This is a genomic window from Serratia sp. NFX21 (genome assembly GCF_048517035.1).
Lineage (GTDB): Bacteria > Pseudomonadota > Gammaproteobacteria > Enterobacterales > Enterobacteriaceae > Serratia > Serratia quinivorans.
On sequence record NZ_CP183196.1, the window covers coordinates 2,555,633 to 2,575,652 of the forward strand.

At 54.5% G+C, this 20,020-nt stretch carries 16 protein-coding genes; 8 read left to right on the plus strand and 8 right to left on the minus strand.

Going from position 1 to position 20,020, the window contains the following annotated elements; all coding sequences use genetic code 11:
* Nucleotides 1-12: 12 nt before the first annotated feature.
* On the minus strand, nt 13-855 hold the full coding sequence (locus tag ACNT1W_RS12155; protein WP_012006384.1) for a class I fructose-bisphosphate aldolase: 843 nt from the start codon (nt 853-855) through the stop codon (nt 13-15).
* A 533-nt stretch (nt 856-1,388) separates the two neighbouring features.
* Here ACNT1W_RS12155 and ACNT1W_RS12160 point away from each other — a divergent pair.
* The 4 genes from ACNT1W_RS12160 (at nt 1,389) to ACNT1W_RS12175 (ending at nt 5,906) form a co-directional block, all read left to right on the plus strand.
* A complete protein-coding gene (locus tag ACNT1W_RS12160) occupies nt 1,389-2,318 on the plus strand; it encodes a sugar ABC transporter substrate-binding protein (RefSeq protein ID WP_012006385.1) in 930 nt (309 codons plus the stop codon).
* Nucleotides 2,319-2,395: 77 nt separating this feature from the next.
* On the plus strand, nt 2,396-3,880 hold the full coding sequence (locus ACNT1W_RS12165) for a sugar ABC transporter ATP-binding protein (protein WP_012006386.1): 1,485 nt from the start codon (nt 2,396-2,398) through the stop codon (nt 3,878-3,880).
* A gap of 17 nt (nt 3,881-3,897) precedes the next feature.
* Complete coding sequence (locus tag ACNT1W_RS12170; RefSeq protein WP_012006387.1) at nt 3,898-4,926, plus strand: ABC transporter permease; 1,029 nt, start codon at nt 3,898-3,900, stop codon at nt 4,924-4,926.
* A gap of 62 nt (nt 4,927-4,988) precedes the next feature.
* Nucleotides 4,989-5,906, plus strand: a complete 918-nt coding sequence (locus ACNT1W_RS12175; RefSeq protein ID WP_012006388.1) for a sugar ABC transporter substrate-binding protein — start codon at nt 4,989-4,991, stop codon at nt 5,904-5,906.
* A 33-nt stretch (nt 5,907-5,939) separates the two neighbouring features.
* Here ACNT1W_RS12175 and lhgO read toward each other — a convergent pair whose 3' ends face one another.
* The 5 genes from lhgO to ACNT1W_RS12200 all read right to left on the minus strand — a co-directional run bounded on the left by lhgO (nt 5,940) and on the right by ACNT1W_RS12200 (nt 11,840).
* On the minus strand, nt 5,940-7,130 hold the full coding sequence (lhgO, locus tag ACNT1W_RS12180) for an L-2-hydroxyglutarate oxidase (protein ID WP_261129352.1): 1,191 nt from the start codon (nt 7,128-7,130) through the stop codon (nt 5,940-5,942).
* Between the two features lie 2 nt (nt 7,131-7,132).
* Nucleotides 7,133-7,849, minus strand: coding sequence for a FadR/GntR family transcriptional regulator (locus ACNT1W_RS12185; protein ID WP_017892465.1), 717 nt, complete (start codon nt 7,847-7,849; stop codon nt 7,133-7,135).
* Nucleotides 7,839-9,797 (minus strand): TRAP transporter permease, encoded by a 1,959-nt coding sequence (locus tag ACNT1W_RS12190; RefSeq protein ID WP_419246837.1) that lies wholly within the window; start codon nt 9,795-9,797, stop codon nt 7,839-7,841. The genes ACNT1W_RS12185 and ACNT1W_RS12190 overlap by 11 nt, the downstream gene beginning before the upstream one ends.
* Before the next feature lie 9 nt (nt 9,798-9,806).
* Nucleotides 9,807-10,841, minus strand: coding sequence for a TAXI family TRAP transporter solute-binding subunit (locus ACNT1W_RS12195; RefSeq protein WP_419246838.1), 1,035 nt, complete (start codon nt 10,839-10,841; stop codon nt 9,807-9,809).
* A gap of 183 nt (nt 10,842-11,024) precedes the next feature.
* Entirely contained in the window at nt 11,025-11,840 is an 816-nt protein-coding gene (locus ACNT1W_RS12200; RefSeq protein WP_419246839.1) for a MetQ/NlpA family lipoprotein, read from the minus strand.
* A 285-nt stretch (nt 11,841-12,125) separates the two neighbouring features.
* Between ACNT1W_RS12200 and ACNT1W_RS12205 the strand changes: the two genes are divergently transcribed.
* The 3 genes from ACNT1W_RS12205 (at nt 12,126) to ACNT1W_RS12215 (ending at nt 14,967) form a co-directional block, all read left to right on the plus strand.
* Entirely contained in the window at nt 12,126-12,644 is a 519-nt protein-coding gene (locus ACNT1W_RS12205) for a hypothetical protein (RefSeq protein WP_012006391.1), read from the plus strand.
* Nucleotides 12,645-12,978: 334 nt separating this feature from the next.
* Nucleotides 12,979-14,370, plus strand: coding sequence for a cytochrome-c peroxidase (locus ACNT1W_RS12210; protein WP_419246840.1), 1,392 nt, complete (start codon nt 12,979-12,981; stop codon nt 14,368-14,370).
* A 171-nt stretch (nt 14,371-14,541) separates the two neighbouring features.
* Complete coding sequence (locus ACNT1W_RS12215; RefSeq protein WP_115182609.1) at nt 14,542-14,967, plus strand: universal stress protein; 426 nt, start codon at nt 14,542-14,544, stop codon at nt 14,965-14,967.
* Nucleotides 14,968-15,017: 50 nt separating this feature from the next.
* Here ACNT1W_RS12215 and ygjK read toward each other — a convergent pair whose 3' ends face one another.
* A complete protein-coding gene (gene ygjK / locus ACNT1W_RS12220; RefSeq protein ID WP_419246841.1) occupies nt 15,018-17,390 on the minus strand; it encodes an alpha-glucosidase in 2,373 nt (790 codons plus the stop codon).
* Nucleotides 17,391-17,407: 17 nt separating this feature from the next.
* Nucleotides 17,408-18,475: a protein YgjJ gene (ygjJ, locus tag ACNT1W_RS12225; protein ID WP_329906102.1), complete on the minus strand. Its 1,068-nt coding sequence runs from the start codon at nt 18,473-18,475 to the stop codon at nt 17,408-17,410.
* 375 nt (nt 18,476-18,850) lie between these two features.
* Here ygjJ and ebgR point away from each other — a divergent pair, with 375 nt between their 5' ends.
* Nucleotides 18,851-19,831, plus strand: a complete 981-nt coding sequence (gene ebgR, locus ACNT1W_RS12230; protein ID WP_012006396.1) for a transcriptional regulator EbgR — start codon at nt 18,851-18,853, stop codon at nt 19,829-19,831.
* Nucleotides 19,832-20,020 lie beyond the last annotated feature (189 nt).

Sequence of the window (20,020 nt, forward strand, 5' to 3'; positions counted from 1 at the left end):
CAAAAGCGGGGATCAGGGCTGATGGTAGATTTCCAGTCCTTGCTGGCCGCTGGCACCCTGATGAATGATAGCCATTAGCGCGCTGACCACTTTTGATGGGTTGCTGTGTTGATAGACATTGCGGCCATAGACCATACCGGACGCCCCTTGCGCCATCAGGGCGGCGGATTTTTCCAGTACCGCGCCCAGTTCGCCTTTACCGCCGCCACGCACCAGCGTTGGGCAGCGCGCCGCTTCCACAATGCGGTGGAAGTCCTCTACTCGCTCCGTCGGGTCGGCCTTGATGATGTCGGCACCCAGTTCACGCGCCAACCGGACTAACGGCACCATTTTTTCTACGTCACCGAGCGAACCGTAGGCCGCGCCCTGGCCGGCCGGCGCCATCACCAGTGGTTCGATCATCAGCGGCATGGCGTAGCGGTCGCAGGCATGACGCAGACGACCAATATTCTCCACGCACTGGCGGAAAATGCCCGGTTCATCGGGGATCAGATACAGATTAACCACCACCGCCGCCGCATCCATCTGCAGTGCGGCGAGGATGGGCGCTTCTGGATTATGCAGCACTGCCCACATTTCACGGTGACGTGCGGCGTTATAAGCATTGCCGACGTCGGTGCGCATCACCAGCGCCGGCTTATCGCGTTGTGCCGAGCGTTGCAGTAAATCCGCCTGACCGTAGTTGACCTGAATGGCATCGGGGCGGGCAACGATCAGGCTGTCCATCACCCGTTCAATGTCTTCCAGACCGATTAAAAAATCCGGCTCATTGGCGATGCCGTGATCAATCGCCACGTCGAGGCATTTGCCGTTATTAAACAGCCGGTTCATCCGTACCTTACTGCTGAGCTGCATGTCTGATCCTCCTGAAAATACACGTCCATTCAGTATTGTCGACTAGCGCCGGGGATGAAACCGCGGATCCACAAACTGCGTGCTCGCTCGCACATTTACTGAGAACGTGCGGCGCCATTTTTCATCAGGCGGGAGCATTTTGTTTGCCGAACGCACTTATGCCACGAACGCGATGGTGGTTTTTGCGTCATTTGTTAGATCCGTGTCATGTTTTTGTTACTTGGCCATTCCAAAACGCATGTTTCGCTTGTTTGAGTTAAAAAGTTTCAATAATCTCAATTATGAAATAAACATTTGATAATGACTTTGTGACTTCAATGACTCGATAGGTTGTTTATTTTAAAGCGTTGTTTTTAATCTTATTTGAGACATTGAACAAAGTTTTTCACACCGCCTGAATACGGAATAAAAGCGATAAATCTGCCGTATCAAAGGGATAACACCGACCGGATTGTTGTTTGAATGTAAAAAATATTTTTCATTAGCTGTCAAATCAACAGGCCTCTTCACTCTAACTATTAAGGGTACAGAACATGAAGCTGAAGAAACTGATCGTCACCTCGGTATTGATGTGCATGTTGCCGGCCAGCGTATTGGCCAAAGACATCAAAATCGGCGTTTCAATGGCTTATTTCGATGACAATTTCCTCACCATCCTGCGCCAGTCAATGCAGAGCAAAATGAAACAGGACGGCAACGTCAGCGGTCAATTTGAAGATGCAAAAGGGGATATCGCCCAGCAGATCCAACAGATTGAGAACTTTGTCAGCCAGGGCGTCGACGCCATCATCCTCAACCCGGTCGATACCCAGGGCGTGAAGCCGATGATCAAACTGGCGGAAAGCGCCAAGATCCCGCTGGTGTTCGTCAACCGCCGCCCTGAGGTCACGCTGCCTGCGGGCATGGCCTACGTAGGCTCAGACTCCAAACTGGCCGGCAAGCTGCAGATGGAAGAGTTGGCCAAGCTGATGAACGGCAAGGGCAACGTGATGATCCTGATGGGCGAACTGTCCAATGAAGCGACCCGCGACCGCACCCGTGGTGTGGAAGAAGTGGCGGCCAAGTATCCCGGCATCAAAATCCTCGACAAGCAAACCGCCAAGTGGGGCCGTAAAGAAGCCGTCGACATTACTACCGACTGGGCGTTGACCGGTCAGCAGATTGATGCCATCGCCTCCAACAACGACGAAATGGCGATTGGCGCGATCCTGGCGCTGAAACAGGCGAAGAAAAGTGGCGTATTGGTGGCCGGCGTTGATGGCACTCCGGACGCACTGGAATACATCAAGAAGGGCGATCTGGCGCTGAGCGTATTCCAGGATGCCAAAGGACAGGGTGAAGGCGCGGTGCAAACGGCCATTCAACTGGTGAAAGGCGAGAAGGTGGAAAGCAACGTACTGATCCCGTATCAGCTGATCACCAAGGCCAACTATCAAGAATTTGCCGACAAGAACAGAAAATAAGCGTTAAGGCAGCGCGGTTATATCCCTGCCGTATATACCCGGCAGGGATGCATTGACGAACGGCGGAGGTTATCAGTATGTATCCTTATGTTCTTGAGGCTGAAGGCATCAGTAAGCAGTTTCCCGGCGTGAAGGCGCTGGATAAAGTCTCAATTAAAATCAAACCAGGCAGCGTACACGCATTAATGGGGGAAAACGGCGCGGGTAAATCCACGCTGATGAAATGTTTAATCGGTATTTATCACCCCGATGAAGGCACCATAAAAATAAAAGGCCAACCGGTGACCTTCAGCGACACGCTGCAGGCGCTGCATTCGGGGATTTCCATGATTCACCAGGAACTCAACCTGGTGCCTTATATGACGGTGGCGGAAAACATTTGGCTGGGGCGTGAGCCGGCAAAGCTGGGCTTTGTGAATCATGATCAACTGAACAAGAAAACCCGTGAGCTGCTGGCGCGGCTGAACATCAAGCTCAAGCCGGAGACGTTGGTCGGTGAACTGAGCATCGCTAATCAGCAAATGGTGGAGATCGCCAAGGCGGTTTCCTACAACGCGGACGTGCTGATCATGGACGAACCCACCTCGGCGCTGACCGAAGGCGAGGTGGTGCATCTGTTCGCCATCATTCGCGAACTGCGTGACCAGGGCAAAGGCATTATTTATATCAGCCACAAGATGGACGAGATTTTCGCCATTACCGATGAGGTGAGCATCTTCCGTGACGGCACCTTTATCGCCTGCGATAAAACCGAAAACCTAACCAAACAGTCGCTGATCACCATGATGGTGGGGCGTGAACTGACCCAGATGTTCCCCAAATTCAACAACAATATCGGCGAAGAAGTGCTGCGTGTCGAAGGGTTGCGACGTGCCGACTGGTTCCACGATATCTCGTTCAGCGTCAAGCGCGGCGAGATCCTCGGCGTCGCCGGGCTGGTGGGGGCCGGTCGCAGCGAGGTGATGGAAAGCCTGTTCGGCATGTACCCGGCGGACGGCGGCAGCATTTTCATTGAGGGCAAGGCGGCGAAGGTCGATTCACCCTCGCGAGCGATTGAACTCGGGTTGGCGTTTCTCACCGAAGACCGCAAGAAGTCCGGGCTGTTCCTGGTGTTGTCGGTGGTCGAGAACATGAGCATCGTCAACCTGTCGGAGTACATCGGCAAGAACGGCTTTGTCAGTCATGTGCAAATGGCCAAGGACTGCATGGAGCAGATCAAAAAGCTCAACATCAAAACCCCGACCATGGATCAAATCATCAATAACCTGAGCGGTGGCAATCAGCAGAAGGTGCTGATTGCCCGTTGGCTGCTGGCCCAACCGAAAATATTGATCCTCGATGAGCCAACTCGCGGCATCGACGTGGGCGCGAAGGCGGAAATCTATCGTCTGATCAGCGAACTGGCGAACCGTGGCGTCGCCATTATTTTGGTGTCATCGGAATTACCGGAGATCCTCGGCATGAGCGACCGGGTGATGGTGATGCACGGCGGCCGTATTACCGGCATTTTGGATAAAGAAGAAGCGGATCAGGAAAAAATCCTGGCGCTGGCCTCTGAATAACGCAAAGGTGAATCCCCATGAGTAATGTAAAAATCGAGAAGCCGCTTGCGGGTAAAGCGCCGCTGTTCGCTGGCCTGAGTGGCAAAATGCCGAAAGACACCGGCATCTTTATCGTGATGATCGGCATCGCGTTGGTGTTTGAAATTCTTGGCTGGTACATCCGCGACCAGTCCTTCCTGATGAACCCTAACCGCCTGCTGCTGATTGTGCTGCAGGTGGCGATTATCGGCATCATCGCGGTGGGGGTGACCCAGGTCATCATCACCACCGGCATCGATCTTTCCTCCGGCTCGCTGATAGCCCTGACGGCTGTGGTGGCGGCCAGCCTGGCGCAAACCTCGGACAGTATTTCACCGATGTACCCGGCGTTGCTCGACCTGCCGGCGGCGATCCCGATCGGCGCGGGGATCGGGGTGGGCATTATCTGCGGTTTCATCAACGGCTTCCTGATTACCCGCACCGGCATCCCACCGTTTATCGCAACTCTGGGCATGATGGTTTCGGCGCGTGGCCTGGCGCAGTATTACACCCAGGGTAACCCGGTCAGCTTCCTGTCCGACGGCTTTACCTCTATCGGCCAGGGCGCGATGCCGGTGATCATCTTCCTGGTGATTGCGGTGATCTTCCACATTGCGTTGAAACACACCCGTTACGGTAAGTACATCTACGCCATCGGCGGCAACATGACGTCGGCCAGAGTCTCCGGCATCAACGTCAATAAATACCTGGTGACGGTCTATACCATCGCCGGTGGCCTGGCAGGGCTGGCAGGTGTGGTATTGGCGGCGCGCGTCAGCAGCGGCCAGTCGAGCATGGGGATGTCTTACGAGCTGGATGCCATCGCCGCGGCGGTGATCGGCGGCAGCAGCCTGATGGGCGGCGTTGGGCGCATTACCGGCACATTGATTGGCGCGGTGATCCTCGGGCTGATTAAAAGCGGCTTCACCTTTATCGGCGTAGACTCCTATATTCAGGACATTATCAAAGGCGTGATTATCGTCGCCGCCGTGTCTATCGACATGCGCCGTAACCGTAAAAAACACTGATTGCCGTAAATCTCCGCCGGTGCACTTTGCCCGGCGGTTTTTTTTATCTCAGGGGAATCACCATGAAATACTTAAAAAGAATCGTACTGGTGGCGGCGCTCGGCTGCTCCACCTCAGTGTTGGCGGAAACCATCGGCGTGTCGATGGCCTATTTTGACCAGAACTTCCTGACCATTATTCGTCATTCAATCGACAAAGAGGCCAAGGCGCGCGGAATCAGCGTGCAGTTCGAAGACGCACGCGGTGACGTAGGTCGCCAGGCCGATCAGGTGCAGAACTTTATCAGCGCCGGGGTGGACGCGATTATTGTCGATCCGGTCAATTCGGCGGGTACGCCAGCCATCACCAAAATGGTGACCAAAGCGGGCATTCCGCTGGTGTACGTGAATCGTACGCCGGGCGACAGCAAACTGCCTGCCGGCGTGGTGTTTGTTGGCTCCGACGAGAAGCAATCCGGCACCTTGCAAATGGAAGAGCTGGCGCGGCTGGCCAACTATCAGGGCAACGTGGCGGTGATGATCGGCAACCTTACCGACGCCGGTGCACTGCAACGCACCAAGGATGTTGAGCAGGTGGTGGCGAAGTACCCGAAAATGAAGGTGGTGCAAAAGCAGAGCGCCAACTATTCGCGCAGCGAGGGTATGGATCTGATGCTGAACTGGATCACCAACGGCGAGTCTATTGATATCGTCGCCGCCAATAATGACGAGATGGCGATTGGTGCGATCATGGCGTTGCAGCAGGCCGGTAAGCAGGGCAGCAAGGTGCTGGTTGGCGGTATCGACGCCACGCCGGACGGCCTGAAGGCGTTATCTTCCGGCAAGATGCAGGTGACGGTATTTCAGGATGCCGTTGGTCAGGGCAAAGCCTCGGTCGATGTCGCGCAGCGTATGATCAAAGGCGAAAAGCTGGATCCTTATTACTGGATCCCGTTTGAACTGGTGACCCCGGCCAATATGCAAAAGTACGCGGCGAAATAGCCATCCATGGCCCGTTACGACGGGCCTTTGAACTTAAAGTGAAGAAAGATGCTGACGCACGATCTCACGGCCGATCTCCAGCGAGGCGGTTGCCGCCGGGGAGGGCGCATTGCAAACATGCAGCGAGCGGCGGCCTTTCACAAAATGAAAGTCATCCACCAGTTTGCCGTCGGCGGTCAGCGCCTGAGCACGAACGCCGGCTGGGCCGGGCTGTATATCTTCCGGTTGCAGTTCAGGGATCAACCGGCGTGCATTTTCGGTAAAGCGCTGACGCGAGAGGGAACGCCGCACTTCTGCTAACCCTTCCCCCAGATAGTTGCCGGCAATTTTCCAGAACCCGCGATAACCAAGCACCTCACCCAGATCCCGCAGGCTGAAGTCACATTTGCGGTAACCTTCGCGTTTGAATGCCAGTACCGCATTCGGGCCTACGTCGCGCTTGCCGTTGTACATGCGAGTAAAATGCACACCGAGGAACGGAAAGTCCGGGTTGGGCACCGGGTAGATCAGGTGATTAACCAGATAGTTTTTCTCGTCGTTCAGCACGAAATATTCCCCACGGAACGGCACGATCTTCATGCCGGTCTGGTAACCGGCCAGGGCGGCGATACGGTCACTGAACAGCCCGGCGCAGTTAACCAGCCATTTAGCCTGGTACTCTGTGTGCTGCGTGCGAACGCTGACGTCGTCATTGCTTTCGTTGATGCCTTCGACCTGTTGACCATAGTGGATCTCGCCACCGCGTTGCTCAATAATCTCCGCCAGTTTTGCCGCTACCTGGCTGTAATTGACGATACCGGCGTCCGGCACCAGCAGAGCCTCAAGTCCGTTGACGTGGGGTTCGCGCTCCCTAAGCTGCGCCTGAGACAGCCGGCTGACGGCCAGCCCATTTTGCAGTCCGCGCTGATAGATATTTTCCAGCAGGGTCAGTTCCTTCAACTGGGTGGCGACGATCACCTTACCGCACTGGTCATGATAGAGGTCGTGCTCGCGGCAGAAGGCGAACATGCTTTGGTTACCCAGTTTCGCCAACTGTGCCTTCAGGCTGCCTGGAGTATAGTAAATGCCGGAATGGACCACGTTGCTGTTATGACCGCTTTGGTGCGCCGCCGGGCCGCTCTCTTTTTCCAGTATCAGAATGTTCAGCGCGGGGTTGGCCTCCTGTAACGCATTGGCGACACCCAGCCCGACCAGACCGGCACCGATAATGATCACGTCTCGCATGGTTACCCTAACTCCTCATTATCCAGGCGGCGCAATTTACCGCGTACGTTGCTGAGATGATTCTGCATAGCCGCAGTGGCTGCCTGCGGGTCGCGAGCCTTGATGGCCAGAAACACCCGTTGATGTTCGTCGATCACCCGTTGACGCTCGGCCTGCCGCCCCAGATTCCTGCTGAGTGAATACACCAGCACACCCAGATACAGCTCGTGCATGTTATCCAGGATCTGGACGAAAAACGGGTTGTGCGAGGCCTGCATGATGGCCCGGTGGAACAGGTAATCCTGTCGGTGCCCAATCAAGCCGTCGTCGAGGGTACAGCGTTCGAAATCATTAAATGCTTGCTCAATCGCCAGCAAATCCTCGTCGGTATGGCGTTCGGCGGCCATGCGTGCTGCCTGTTGTTCAATCACCTCACGCATTTCCAGCAGTGCCTCTACTTCGTCGGGGTCGGCAATTTCCATCACCAGCGGCTGGTATTGGCTTAGCAACGAGTGTTGTTCAACCCGGTGGCCGCCTCCCTGACGCGAAGAGATAATCCCGCTGACTTCAAGTATGCCCAGGGCCTCGCGCACCGGCACCCGGCTGACGCCGAATGCCTCCGCCAGCGTATTTTCCGACGGCAACTTTTCCCCGACCGGGAAGGTGCCGTCGCTGATGCCTGCTTTTAACTGCGCCAGTACCTGATGTGAGGCCTTCTGGCGCGTGACTTTATTGACCATTCAGTGCTCCCTGCGCAGTGCTTCGTCTGAATCGCAACAGATGTACCGATGCTGCGGTGATAATCAGTGCCGCGCCGCCCAGATCGGTCAGCAGGCCCGGTTTAATCAACAGGATAGCCGCTATGGTGAACAATATCCGTTCCAGCCAGTGGGTTTTCATCATCCAGAAATTGGCGCTGGCGATCGACAGTGCATAAATCCCTACCAGCGCGCTGATCACCATATGGATCACCGACAGCGCGTTGAGATCGTCACCCTGCATCAACAGCATTGGGTTGTAGACCAGAATAAACGGGATGATAAAGCCCGGCAGCGCCAGCCTTACCGCGTCCCAGGAAGTTTGCATCGGATCGGCGCGGGCAATGCTGGCGGCGGTGTAACTGGCTAGCGCGACCGGCGGGGTGATGTTGGACAGGGCCCCAAACCAGAACACAAAGAAGTGTGCCGCCAACGGCATCACGCCGGCCTTGATCAGGATAGGCGAAACGGTAACCGCCACCACAATGTACAGGGCGGTTGAAGGCAGACCCATGCTCAGCACGATACAAACCAGCATCACCACCAGCAGGATTATCCACAGGGTGTTGTTGGTCATGGCGACAATATTGAATGCCAGCGTCGAGCCGATACCGGTCATGGTGACTACGCAGATAATCACTCCGATGGCGGCGCAGGCCACCGTCACCTGGATGGAACCGCGTGCGGCTTCATTCAGTGCCTCGGCGATTTTCTTCGGCGTCATGCGCACCGAAGTATCTGGGGCTAACCAACTGGCGACGATGATCGAAATAATGCCGAGGAACCCGGCGTAGATCGGTGTTTTACCCATCAGCAGGGTACCGATAACAATGATCAGCGGCAGCAACAGCAACCCACGCGCTTTCAGCACCGCCTTCACTTTGGGGATGTTTTCTTTGCTGATGCCTTTCAGACCCTGCTTTTTGGCCTCCAGATCGATGGCAATAATCAGCGCCGCGTAGTACAGCAGTGCCGGGATGATGGCGGCTATTACGATGGTGGTGTAAGAAATACCGAGGAAGCCGGCCATGATAAAGGCCGCCGCGCCCATAATCGGTGGCATGATCATCCCGCCGGTAGAGGCGGTGGCTTCGACCGCACCGGCAAAGCGTGGCGACAGGCCGATGCTTTTCATCAGCGGTATGGTGAAGGTACCGGTGGTGGCGACGTTGGCCACTGCGCTGCCGCTCAGGGAACCGGTTAATGCCGAAGAGATCACCGCGACCTGTGCCGGGCCACCGCGACGACGACCGGCGATCGCCAGCGCCAGATCGTTAAACAGCGCGGTGGCACCGCTGACGCTGAGAAACGCGCCAAACAGGATAAATACCACGATGGCGGTAGACGCGGTGGACAGGGTGATACCGAAAATTCCTTCGCTGGTCATAAACAGCCGGTATAGCAGGCGCTCAAACGAAAAGCCGCCATGGCCGAAAATGCCCATAAAGTATTGTCCGAACAGGGCATAAACTATCGCGAAGGTCGCCAGCCCGGGAATGAAATAGCCGGTGGTGCGGCGTGCGGCCTCAAACAGCACGCCGATGCCAATTACCGCCATCACGTAGTCGGTGGTATTGGGAATGCTCTTGCGTACCACGTGCAAATCCAGATAACTGGCGTAGAAATAGCCGTAGCTGACCAGCGTCAGGATGATAAACAGGTAGTCCCAGCGGTTGAACTTGCTGGTGGCGTAGCGACGTGAAAACGGGAACAAAATAAAACCCAGGATCAAAATGCCACTGAGGAAGGTGGTATTGCGGTAGAACTCCTGGGTGTTCGATAGTGCGTTGGCGTAAATGGCATAGACGGAAATTGCGATCGCCAGCACGGTGGCCAATTGCAAATAGATACCGCTTAGCGGTCTGCTACCGGCACCCGCTTCCTTATCCAGTTCGCCGGCATCTTGTGGTGACAGGTTGTTGGTGTTCATACGGCCTCCTTAGCGATTGGCGGTCAGCGTCGCCGCTTCTGGGGGGATCAGATAGTCGGGCACGCTGACTCCGGCCTCCAGATAATACTTGTAGGCTCCGATATGCAGCGGCACCGAAACCCCTTTCAATGCGTTCTCCAGCGAAATGTATTTGGCAGCGCTATGCACCTGATGCACTTCCGGCAGGTTTTCAAACAGGGTTTTAGTCAGGTCATACACCAACTTTTCATCCAGCCCATTCAGCGCCACCAGAATATTCGGCTGGGCGATGGTGGCTACTGCTTTGCTTTGCCGTGGATAGGTATCGGCTTTGATATCAAAGCGGAACCAGGAATTGGCGATGGCGTTGATGCTGGCCAGTTGTTCATCGGTGACGTTGAGAATGCGTGAAGGCACGCCGCTGGCATACATATCGGTTACCGCGGCTGCGGGGACTCCGGCGGGCAAGGCACCCCCGTCGAGTCGTCCGTCGCGCATGGCCGACACGGTATCGCCGTAACCCAGGTATTCCGCCGTCAGTGATTTCTTGCTCAGGTTAACCCCTTGCAAAATGATCAACGTCGATTGTTCGGTACCGCTGGCCTGGGGGCCTACCGAGAAGCGGGTGCCGGCGATATCGTTCAGCGTGCCGTCTTTCACCTTGTTTTCCAGCATCACAAAGTGTTCTACGTTGGGCCACAACATGGAGACTGAACGCAGGTGGCTGTAGGCACGGCCTTCGAAATTTCGGACTCCTTCATAGGCTTCGACGGCGATCAGGCTTTGCAGGATCGCCAACTGAGCCTCGTTCTTTTGCAGCAGGTCGATATTTTCGATCGATCCGGCGGAGGATTGCCCGCTGACCTGGATGCCGTCTTGTTTCAGCCGGTTACTCCAGACGTTGGCCAGCCCGACGCCCATCGGGTAGTAGGTTCCGCCGGTAGAGGCCGTGGCCACCGAAAGGAAGGTTTTGTCGGCATTTTCCACTTTGCTGGCTACCGCCAGTGCGGCCACGGCGACCATCGCCCCCGCAGTGAGTAACAGTTTGATTTTTCTATTTTTCATTATTTCCATCCGAGGTTTTTGAAACAAATAGAAAACATTTACGCAAACTTGTATACAACATTGCAGCTTTTTTCACCTAGCGTGCATTGTTTGATTTGTGATCTCGGTGGGTGAAAAGTGAACAAAATAACGAGGCAAGAAGAGGGGGAACCCCGCGACGTTCGCCACGGGGGGAAGTGCAAATTACCAGCCTTTAACCGCGTCGCCCTTGTAGATTTCGGCGGCGCTGGCGGCGACCTCATCGGTCTGGTAGGCCTTGACCAGGTTTTTTACGTTTTCGTTGTTTTGGTTATCCACCCGACTGGCGAAAATATTGACGTATGGCGAGTTTTTATCCTCGACAAACAGCCCGTCTTTGCCCGGTGTCAGCCCAATTTGGCTGGAGTAGTTGGTGTTGATAATCGCCAGTGCGATTTGTTTGTCATCCAGCGCGCGCGGCAACTGTGGCGCTTCAATCTCAACAATTTTCAATTTCTTTGGGTTGCTGACGATATCCAGTGAAGTAGGCAGCAGCCCGACCCCATCCTTCAGCCCGATCAGCCCCTGTTTTTGCAACAGCAGCAGTGAACGACCCAGGTTGGTTGGGTCATTCGGCACCGCGACCTGTGCGCCATCGGCCAGTTGACTGAGGGAAGAGATCTTTTTCGAGTAACCGGCAATCGGATAAACAAAGGTATTGCCCACCGCAACCAGCTTGTAACCGCGTTCCTGGATCTGTTTTTCCAGATAAGGTTTGTGCTGGAAGGCATTGATATCCAGATCGCCGTTATTCAGTGCTTCGTTGGGCAACACGTAATCCGTGAATGTCACCACTTCCACATCCAGATCGTACTTCTGTTTGGCAACCTTTTGCACCACCGCCCACAGCGACTGATCGATACCGGCACTGATGCCGACCTTGATGTGGTGAGCGTCTTGCGCGGTCGGCCCGCAGGCGGTCAGCAGCAGGGTGCCGGTTACTGCCAGCGTTGTGACGAGTTTTTTTAGTGTAAATGTCATTTTCCCAGAGTCCTTGTCAAAATAGCCTGCTGGTTATTGCAGGCTGAAGAGTGGCAGTGACTGTAGATAATCGTCCGACTAAAATAAAATACTGATTCACTATGATTAATAGCGATTTGCTATGAGCAGAATCAGACTGGGCGACGGTGCCGAAAGTGGGTTAAAGAAGGGCGGTCGCTCAGGCGATATGTGCCCTGATAATCAGTTTGTTTTGACGCAGGTTCCACCCGCTTATTATGATGACGGCAAGCCCGACAGGGGCGCGAATAGTCAAAGGAAAATAAAATGCAATTTAACATCTGGCGCAAGGCGCTGCTGCCATTGGTGGTTTTGACTTGTGTATCTGCAACTCAGGTGCAGGCGGCGGATGCGGTGGTGGAACCTATCCCTAAAACGCTGCTGGGCAACTGGCATGTCAGCAAGATCTTGCCGACGCAAACCGTCGGTTGCTGGGACGAACAACAGGCCAAAAGCCTGATCGGTGGAAAAATCAGTTACAAGGCCGACGGTTTCAGCTGGAATGGCACTGAGTTGAAAAATGAAGGTGCCACTCTCAGCACGGTAGAGGCGCAGGAGTTTGTCGAAGACAATTCCGGCAGCAGCTCTTATATCGACTTCCCGATGCTGGGCATCAGCACGCCGGCGGTAGAACGCGTGATGATCCAGCATGCCGATACGCAGATCAAAGGCATTACCGATCAGGGCACCGACGGCGTACCTGGAGATAATGTGCTGCAAAAAGACGCCAACACGCTGATCCTGTCGGTGTGCAACGTTTGGTTTGAAGTGCAACGCGTGCGTTAAAACCCCGGCAGCGTTCGTCATTGCACGCGAGCGCTGCCTGCAGTAATCTTGCCATTCAAATAGCATTTTTATCTTCTGCTGCTCGTTTTAATTTTTAATAATAATTTAAATACTCATTAATTCAGTGAATATCTGAAGGGTTAATTCTTGCTGATTTAATCTAATCGGTGATTTACCTGAAAGTTTGCAACGCCTAATTGATAGGTCAATGCTATTACAGCTATAGGTAATGGCTGTGGGAATTATTGATTATCGTCAAGATTATTATTTACCCTCTGTTTAGTCTTGTTTGACGACGATTATTTGGTCGGCAATGTTTCATAAGGAAAGTGAAATGAAAAAAGTCACCCGTATTGCGGCGATTTCCATTGCAGCTGTTGCGTTGGTTTATTTCGGTTTGGCCGGCTATGTCTGGCATCTCGATACCCAGCGAATGGAGAATAGCTCGATACTGCGTTCCGCAGTGCAACAGAATAACCAGGTGCTGGGGTTGCTGAGGGAAAAGGGCTGCGACTACTGCCATACCCCGTCCGCTTCGCTACCGTTCTATGCCTCTTTCCCCATCGCCAAACAGTTGATGGAATACGATATTCGCCTGGGTTACTCCTCCTTCAACCTGGAGCCTGTGCGCAGCGCCCTGATTAAAGATAGGCCGCAGGCACAAAGCGACCTGAATAAAATTGAGTGGGTAATGCAGCACGAAACCATGCCACCCGCCCGCTATGTGGCTTTGCACTGGGCTGGGCAGATCAATCCCGATGAACGGGAAATTATTCTCGCCTGGATAGCGCAGCAACGCGCGCGCTATTACGCCAGTGCAGATACTGCACAGCCCCATCGTAATGAGCCGGTTCAACCGATCCCCAAAACATTGCCGGTTGATGGGCAGAAGGTGACATTGGGATTTCGGCTTTTTCACGATCCCCGCCTGTCTGGAGATAACACTCTTTCCTGCGCTCACTGTCACTCGTTGAATACCGGCGGGGTCGACGGAAGAAAAACCTCAGTCGGGGTAGGTGGCGCGGTGGGGCCGATTAACGCGCCAACGGTGTTTAACTCGGTGTTCAATAGCGAACAATTCTGGGATGGCCGTGCGCCGTCGCTACAGGCACAGGCCGGTGGGCCACCATTAAACCCGATAGAAATGGCCTCCAAATCCTGGGATGAAATTATCAATAAGCTCGACAAGGATCCGCTGCTGACTCGCGACTTTGCTGCGGTCTATCCACAAGGGCTCAGCGGCGAAAATATTACCGATGCCATCGCCGAATTTGAAAAAACCTTAATCACCCCGAATGCCCCCTTCGATAACTGGTTGCGCGGTGATGAGAATGCCATGACGATGCAGCAAAAACGCGGCTATCAATTATTTAAAGACAACAAATGCGCCACCTGCCATGCAGGGATCATATTAGGCGGCCGCTCTTTTGAGCCTTTGGGGCTGAAGCGTGATTTTAATTTTGGCGAGATCACCACAGCAGATATTGGGCGTATGAACGTCACCAGTGCTGTGCGTGACCGGTTACGTCAGAAGGTGCCAGGCTTGCGCAATGTCGCTCAGACCGCGCCTTATTTTCATCGTGGCGACGTCGCTACGCTGGATCAGGCGGTAAAACTGATGTTGCGTTATCAGGTGGGTAGCGAGCTGCCTCAGCAGGACGTCGATGATATTGTCGCCTTCCTCGAAAGTCTGAGCGGGGTCTATACCCCTTACCGGCCAGAATAAGGAATAACGCTTTCATTCAATGTCTTCTTATCAGGCCCCGGCAACGGGGCTATTTCAGCCTGATATCCCCGCCCGAACGTCGCGTTTCTGAACTAAAATTAATCATAATGCTATAACTCTGATGTTAGCGCAGAAGCTGGGGTCTCTACTGAATCAATGACAGGAGGCGCTATGTGTTATCAACATATTGTTATCGCCACCGACCTGAGTGATGACGGCAAACGGCTGGTGGAAAAAGGCGCGCGCTTGGCCGCTGCGCTGCAGGCTAAACTTTCCCTGATTTACGTGGATATTTACTACGATACCTATCATGCCGCGATTGGTTTCTCTGAGAAGAGTTACGACGGTGGATCTTTTGAAGACAAGATCAAAAAAGAGCTGGAGCCGTTGACCCAAAACGTGAATTACCCGATCTACGAGGTGATTATTGGGCGCGGTGATTTCACCGAGCAATTGCAAAATGCGGTGGTGGATAAAAGCATCGATCTGGTGATCTTCGGCCACCACCACGATCTGTGGAACAAGCTGTTTTCCTCTACTCAGCATGCGATCAACCAGTTGAACGTTGACGTACTGGTGGTCCCGATTAAATCCTAGCCCGAGCGAAACCCCTGCCAGTTGAGCGTTCTGGCAGGGTAACGGCGAGTTTATCGGGTGAAAAAGTCGTTATACAGCATGTAGAGGTGAGCTGCGCTCCAGGAGAAATTCGGTGCGCCCTGTTGCATACCGGTCAGCGGATTATAGTTTTCGCGGATTGGCCCATCGGTGATCAGTCCATCGGCGTGGTTGAAAAAGGCCTGTGCCATGGCGACGGCGTCGGCACGGTAGCCATAGCTTTCCATACCCTTTAGCCCAAAATACAGTTGATCTACCCAGACTCGTCCACGCCAGTAAATATCTGCGCCAAACGCCGGGTTGGTGAGTGCCGCCGTACCTAGTGGGACGTAGGTATTGAACTCACGCGAGTCCTTCATCACCTTCACCACCGCATCGGCATGTTGCTGGCTGGCTGCGCCATTAAATAAGGGGGACCAGCCTTCCGGACCTTTGCCGCGTTCGACAATGGGTTTGCCGGCACAGCCATTGGGCAGGGGTTTATCTTCAATGCGAATGTCGTAGAAGAAGCCACTGGACGGATCGAACATGCAGCTATTGATGTAATCCGCCAGCTTGTCGGCCTTGCTGCGGAAGGCGGCGGCATCGGCGCGGTGGCCCAGAATATCGGCCATTTTGGCCAGGTATTTGTTGTCGCTGTACATGTAGCTGGCTTGATCCACCGACTCCTGCAGTAAGGAATAGCCGAGCAGAGTGCCGTCTGCCGCACGGTTTTCCGCAAATTTTACCTGCCAGTCCTGCCGTTTTCCACCTTGTGCCAGGTAGCGGGCCAGCTGATCCGGGTCGATAAAACCAAAGGCAGCGGCATCGTCACGTCCAGACTCCCAGGAGGCGGCAACCTGGGCCGGGATTTCGATGTTGTCATAGTGCCCGGAGCGAACAACCCGGTCATAGTTGTTCAGTCCGGCGAGCGTTTTCTCCTGCTGCCCGCGCTTAACGGTGAACAGCATCCGACCATCTGGCGTATTGTGCGCCTTATCCCGCGTCGCGCCATATTCCGGCACGCCGTTGCCGTTATGGTCGCGGTTATGCAGCCACCAGTTGTGGTAGGCGACCAGCTTCGGATACATCTCGGCCAGCCACTGTCTATCGCCGGTGGTGTTATACACCTCCATTACCGCCCAGGCCGCCAGACTGGGTTTGGTATTGCGCTCATTCCAGTTGCTGCCATCGCCGCCGCGTTCCGGGCTGGGGTTATAGGCGATCAGATCCGGGATAAAGCCGGCATCCCATGGGCGCAGTGGGTCATCCGGCTGGATTTGGAAGGCGAACACCGCACGGATATTATCCTTGGCGACGTCAGGATTAAAATGCGCCATGGCGTAGGCCTGTTTCCAGGTATCCCAGGGCCAGGTCTGGTTGCCGGAGAACCAGCGCCCGGTCACCGAAGGCGTCACCGAATCAAACTTCATCGCCCCGGCTGCGCCGCGCCAGTTGCCATTCAACGTTTCTATCGCTTTGACCGCCACGCGCTCCTGCGCTTGAGTGGCATGCGGGTTGGTAAGCCCCTTGCTGAGATAGTTTTCCCAGCGTTGTGCGGAAGCATTCATATACTGCTGCGGGTTGGCGAGGATAGCGGCAATCTTGCCCTGTTCCTGCTGTACCTCAGCGGCGGAGAGCAGGTGAGAGTAGGTGGTGTAGAGGGTGGTGGTGCCTTTGATATTGGCTTTGGCGATAAACTGATGGCCGTTCACCGTCGTTTGCTGCGGCAGTGATTTATGAATCTGATATTCAGACTGGCCGGAGGTCATCAGTTGCGAAGAGGCTCGCACTTTGCCAAAGGTGACCCGCAGGCCGTCCGCCGTCGGCAGAATGTGCCGCGTGTAGCCCGGAAATGCCTGCTCGATGGTCTCAGGTGACTGCGGCTTCTGCTGTTTGGCGTAGTATTTTTCCAGCAGTGCGCCGTCCCACACCAGCTCCAGCGGCGTATCGGTGATGATTTGGGTTTCCAGCAGCGAGGTGCGTGCGGTAGCGAAACGCAGCGTCAGATTGACCTGGATCCCCGGCGCGCTGAGTTGTTGGACAAGCGCCCCCGGGATGCTGTAGGCCGTCATGCTGAAGTTTACTTTCTCCCCATTTTTATACAGGCTCAGCCGATCGAAGTTATCGGCCATAAAGTTGATGTATTCTTCGGTAAGCAGCGCCGGGCCGGGGAAACCGCCGATACCTTCCGGGCCGTCCGGCAGCAAGTGGCCATGCCAGGCCCCCAGATCAAAGAACGGGTTAAAACGCTGGTGTTCATCAAAATCGTAGTCGAGCATGTAGTGTGGCGCGCCGCTGCGATTGATGACGTTTTTATAGGCCGCTGCCCGCAAGGCGTTCTCATTCGCCGGGTGAGAAGAGCAGCCTGATATTGCCAGCGTGATAGCTATGGCCAAAGGCGGCAGTTTATTAATCATATTCATTAGGATTGCCCTGTCGGTTACCAATAGAAATACTGCATCAGAAACACCGAGTTGCTGGCGTCGGTGCTGTCGTTGGTCATATAGAATTTACTGTCCAGCGCGGTGGCGAATTTTCCGCCGCCATACTCGTACCAGATACCGGCCTGCGCGTAAGACGTGGCGGTGTCCGGCGCATTGTCCAGCCGGTGGCGGGCGTAGCTGTAGGCGGTCGAGAAATACAGCCCTTTGGTGGCTTCAACCATGGCGCTTAACATCAGGCCCGACTCGGTGCCCGGGTGGCTGCCATCGCCCTTGCCGGTGTGGTGCCAGACGCGGCCGGCCAGGTTTTTACCTTTTAGCCCCAGCAGGTACAGTTGCCCCATGCCGTCGGTAATTTCCAGGCCGTTTAATAACGTCAGTTCTTCCTGCAGATCGTATTGGGTATAGCCGTTGACCATGGCACGGTAGGTATATTTGTCCGAGTAGCGGTCATATTTACCGAAGTGCAGTAACGCCTTACTTTCGTCGATGCGGCTTTCCGGTGCGGCGGTGACGCTGTAACGGAATTTTCCGGTCAGATTCTGCAGTTTGGCCGCGTAGGAGAGATCCCGGGTGTTGGGGATCACATAGCCATATTCCGGGGTAAAGTCGGCCCACCATTGCAAATCGTCCAGCGAAGAGTCGTTGCGTACGCTAAGCATCATTTCGGTGCCATCGTCGGTGCGATAGCCGCCGTAAAAACGGTTGATGCCGCCTTCAAATCCACCCCAACTGTGGTCTGGCACCCAGGCATTGCCCTGATGATCCGCCTGCACCGTCCAGCCTTCGCCGTAGATCAGGCCGAACCAATGGCCGTGTTTGATCTCCAGCCCGCCTTCGATATAGGTACCGTCACTGTATTTGTGTTGGTGTTCACCGTTGAGATAGACGCTGCCACCGATGCCCAGCTCACCGTAAAAGCGCAGGGCGGTAGCGGCGGTGGTTGTCAGTTTGGGGGGCGGCAGCTCGTTATGTTCCGCCGGCACCACGGACTCTTGCGCCGGCAGTTCCAGGGGTAAAATCAGGAGTAAAACGGGTAAAAATCTATTATTGGCTATTATTTTCATTTGGACACGTATCTGTTTTTGGTTAGTGGACGTTCGGCACGGTGTGACACCTGCCAATTCATTCCATTAACCGCATGTAGGTCGGCCCCTTTTCCCTGGGAGGAGGTAAAAAACCGTCTTAAACAGGACGGTAAAGCGGCAGTTATATTAGTAAAATATTTAGTAAAAAATACCGTAACATCAGTAAATCGTTAACTTGATCACAAAGGGTGAAATCGGTATCTTCGCTATTAAGCATTGCGAACCGTCTGCAAGCGCCGCGCGGGGCGCGATAAGGATGCTTCTGGCGGATAAAAAGGGGGGATGGGGCATCAGGGCGTATACCTTGCTGAGCCGTCCCGGTAAGCTAGCGTTTTGTCTATCCATTGAGACTCTATGGCCACACTGAAGGAAATCGCAGAAGCTGCGAACGTGTCTGTTGCTACCGTTTCGCGAGTGCTGAATGACGACCCCACTCTGAGCGTGAAAGCGCAAACCCGACAAAAAATTCTGGAAGCCGCAGAGCGTCTCGAATACAAGGTTCAGCCTTCAAAACGTCACAGCGGGCATCGGCTGACGTTTGCCGCGTTGTTCACCTATAAGCAGGGCATCGAGATTAACGATCCTTACTATCTGGCGATGCGCTATGGCATTGAAACTCAATGTGAAAAGTTGGGTATTTCGCTGGTGGCCTGTTACGACTTCAACGGTGAAAAAGCGCTGCCTGCGGCTGATGGCCTGCTGGTTATCGGTCGCCCTCAGCCGGTGTTGCACGAGCAACTTGGCCAACAGAAAGTGCCGGTGGTGTTCCTTGACGGTGTGGTTGAAGACCCGCAGTTCGACTGCGTCAACGTTGATTTGTACAAGATCAGCCAGAAGGTAATCGACTATTTCATCGGGCGCGGTTATTCACGTATTGGGTTTATCGGCGGGCGTGACGATCCGGCCTTTGCCGATCAGCGCGAGCAGGCATTTGTCGAGTATGGCCGGTTGAAAAACGTGGTGCAGCCCCAGGATATTTACATCGGTGATTTCAGCAGTCAGGCGGGTTACCAGTGCGCCAAACGAATGCTGGAGGACACCAGCGATTATCCGCCGGCGCTATTGGTGGCGACCGACTCTATTGCCATCGGCGTCCTGCGTGCACTACATGAAAAGGGCATCCAGGTCCCTGGGCAGATTGCGTTGATCAGTGTGAACGATATTCCCACCGCCCGGTTTATTTTCCCTGCCTTATCAACGGTTCGCATTCCATCAGAAACCCTGGGCGCTCAGGCCGTCAACCTGTTGATGGAGCGCATTCGCGATGAGCGAACCATTCCTTTATCGATCTTTGTTCCCAGCTCGCTTCAGTTGCGCGACACCACGCTAGCCTGATTAATCTTCCCTGTGCGGCACGCCGATGGCGACTGCACAGGGAGGCCCGCCAGAGTAAAAATTAACGTCATGATTAAAAAAGATATTTAATATTTTTTGTGATCCCGTCGGCATTGGGTAAATATGTTCTGTGAATTTTACTAAATATTTACTATCGTTCTCCCATTGAAAGCTGTCGGGAGACGTGAC

Coding starts and splice junctions, on each gene's coding strand:
- ACNT1W_RS12190 (WP_419246837.1), bottom strand. CDS start 9,797: ATGAACACCAACAACCTGTCACCACAAGATGCCGGCGAACTGGATAAG.
- ACNT1W_RS12195 (WP_419246838.1), bottom strand. CDS start 10,841: ATGAAAAATAGAAAAATCAAACTGTTACTCACTGCGGGGGCGATGGTC.
- ebgR (WP_012006396.1), top strand. CDS start 18,851: ATGGCCACACTGAAGGAAATCGCAGAAGCTGCGAACGTGTCTGTTGCT.
- ACNT1W_RS12210 (WP_419246840.1), top strand. CDS start 12,979: ATGAAAAAAGTCACCCGTATTGCGGCGATTTCCATTGCAGCTGTTGCG.
- ACNT1W_RS12205 (WP_012006391.1), top strand. CDS start 12,126: ATGCAATTTAACATCTGGCGCAAGGCGCTGCTGCCATTGGTGGTTTTG.
- ACNT1W_RS12200 (WP_419246839.1), bottom strand. CDS start 11,840: ATGACATTTACACTAAAAAAACTCGTCACAACGCTGGCAGTAACCGGC.
- ACNT1W_RS12170 (WP_012006387.1), top strand. CDS start 3,898: ATGAGTAATGTAAAAATCGAGAAGCCGCTTGCGGGTAAAGCGCCGCTG.
- ACNT1W_RS12155 (WP_012006384.1), bottom strand. CDS start 855: ATGCAGCTCAGCAGTAAGGTACGGATGAACCGGCTGTTTAATAACGGC.
- ACNT1W_RS12160 (WP_012006385.1), top strand. CDS start 1,389: ATGAAGCTGAAGAAACTGATCGTCACCTCGGTATTGATGTGCATGTTG.
- ACNT1W_RS12185 (WP_017892465.1), bottom strand. CDS start 7,849: ATGGTCAATAAAGTCACGCGCCAGAAGGCCTCACATCAGGTACTGGCG.
- ygjJ (WP_329906102.1), bottom strand. CDS start 18,475: ATGAAAATAATAGCCAATAATAGATTTTTACCCGTTTTACTCCTGATT.
- ygjK (WP_419246841.1), bottom strand. CDS start 17,390: ATGAATATGATTAATAAACTGCCGCCTTTGGCCATAGCTATCACGCTG.
- ACNT1W_RS12165 (WP_012006386.1), top strand. CDS start 2,396: ATGTATCCTTATGTTCTTGAGGCTGAAGGCATCAGTAAGCAGTTTCCC.
- ACNT1W_RS12215 (WP_115182609.1), top strand. CDS start 14,542: ATGTGTTATCAACATATTGTTATCGCCACCGACCTGAGTGATGACGGC.
- ACNT1W_RS12175 (WP_012006388.1), top strand. CDS start 4,989: ATGAAATACTTAAAAAGAATCGTACTGGTGGCGGCGCTCGGCTGCTCC.
- lhgO (WP_261129352.1), bottom strand. CDS start 7,130: ATGCGAGACGTGATCATTATCGGTGCCGGTCTGGTCGGGCTGGGTGTC.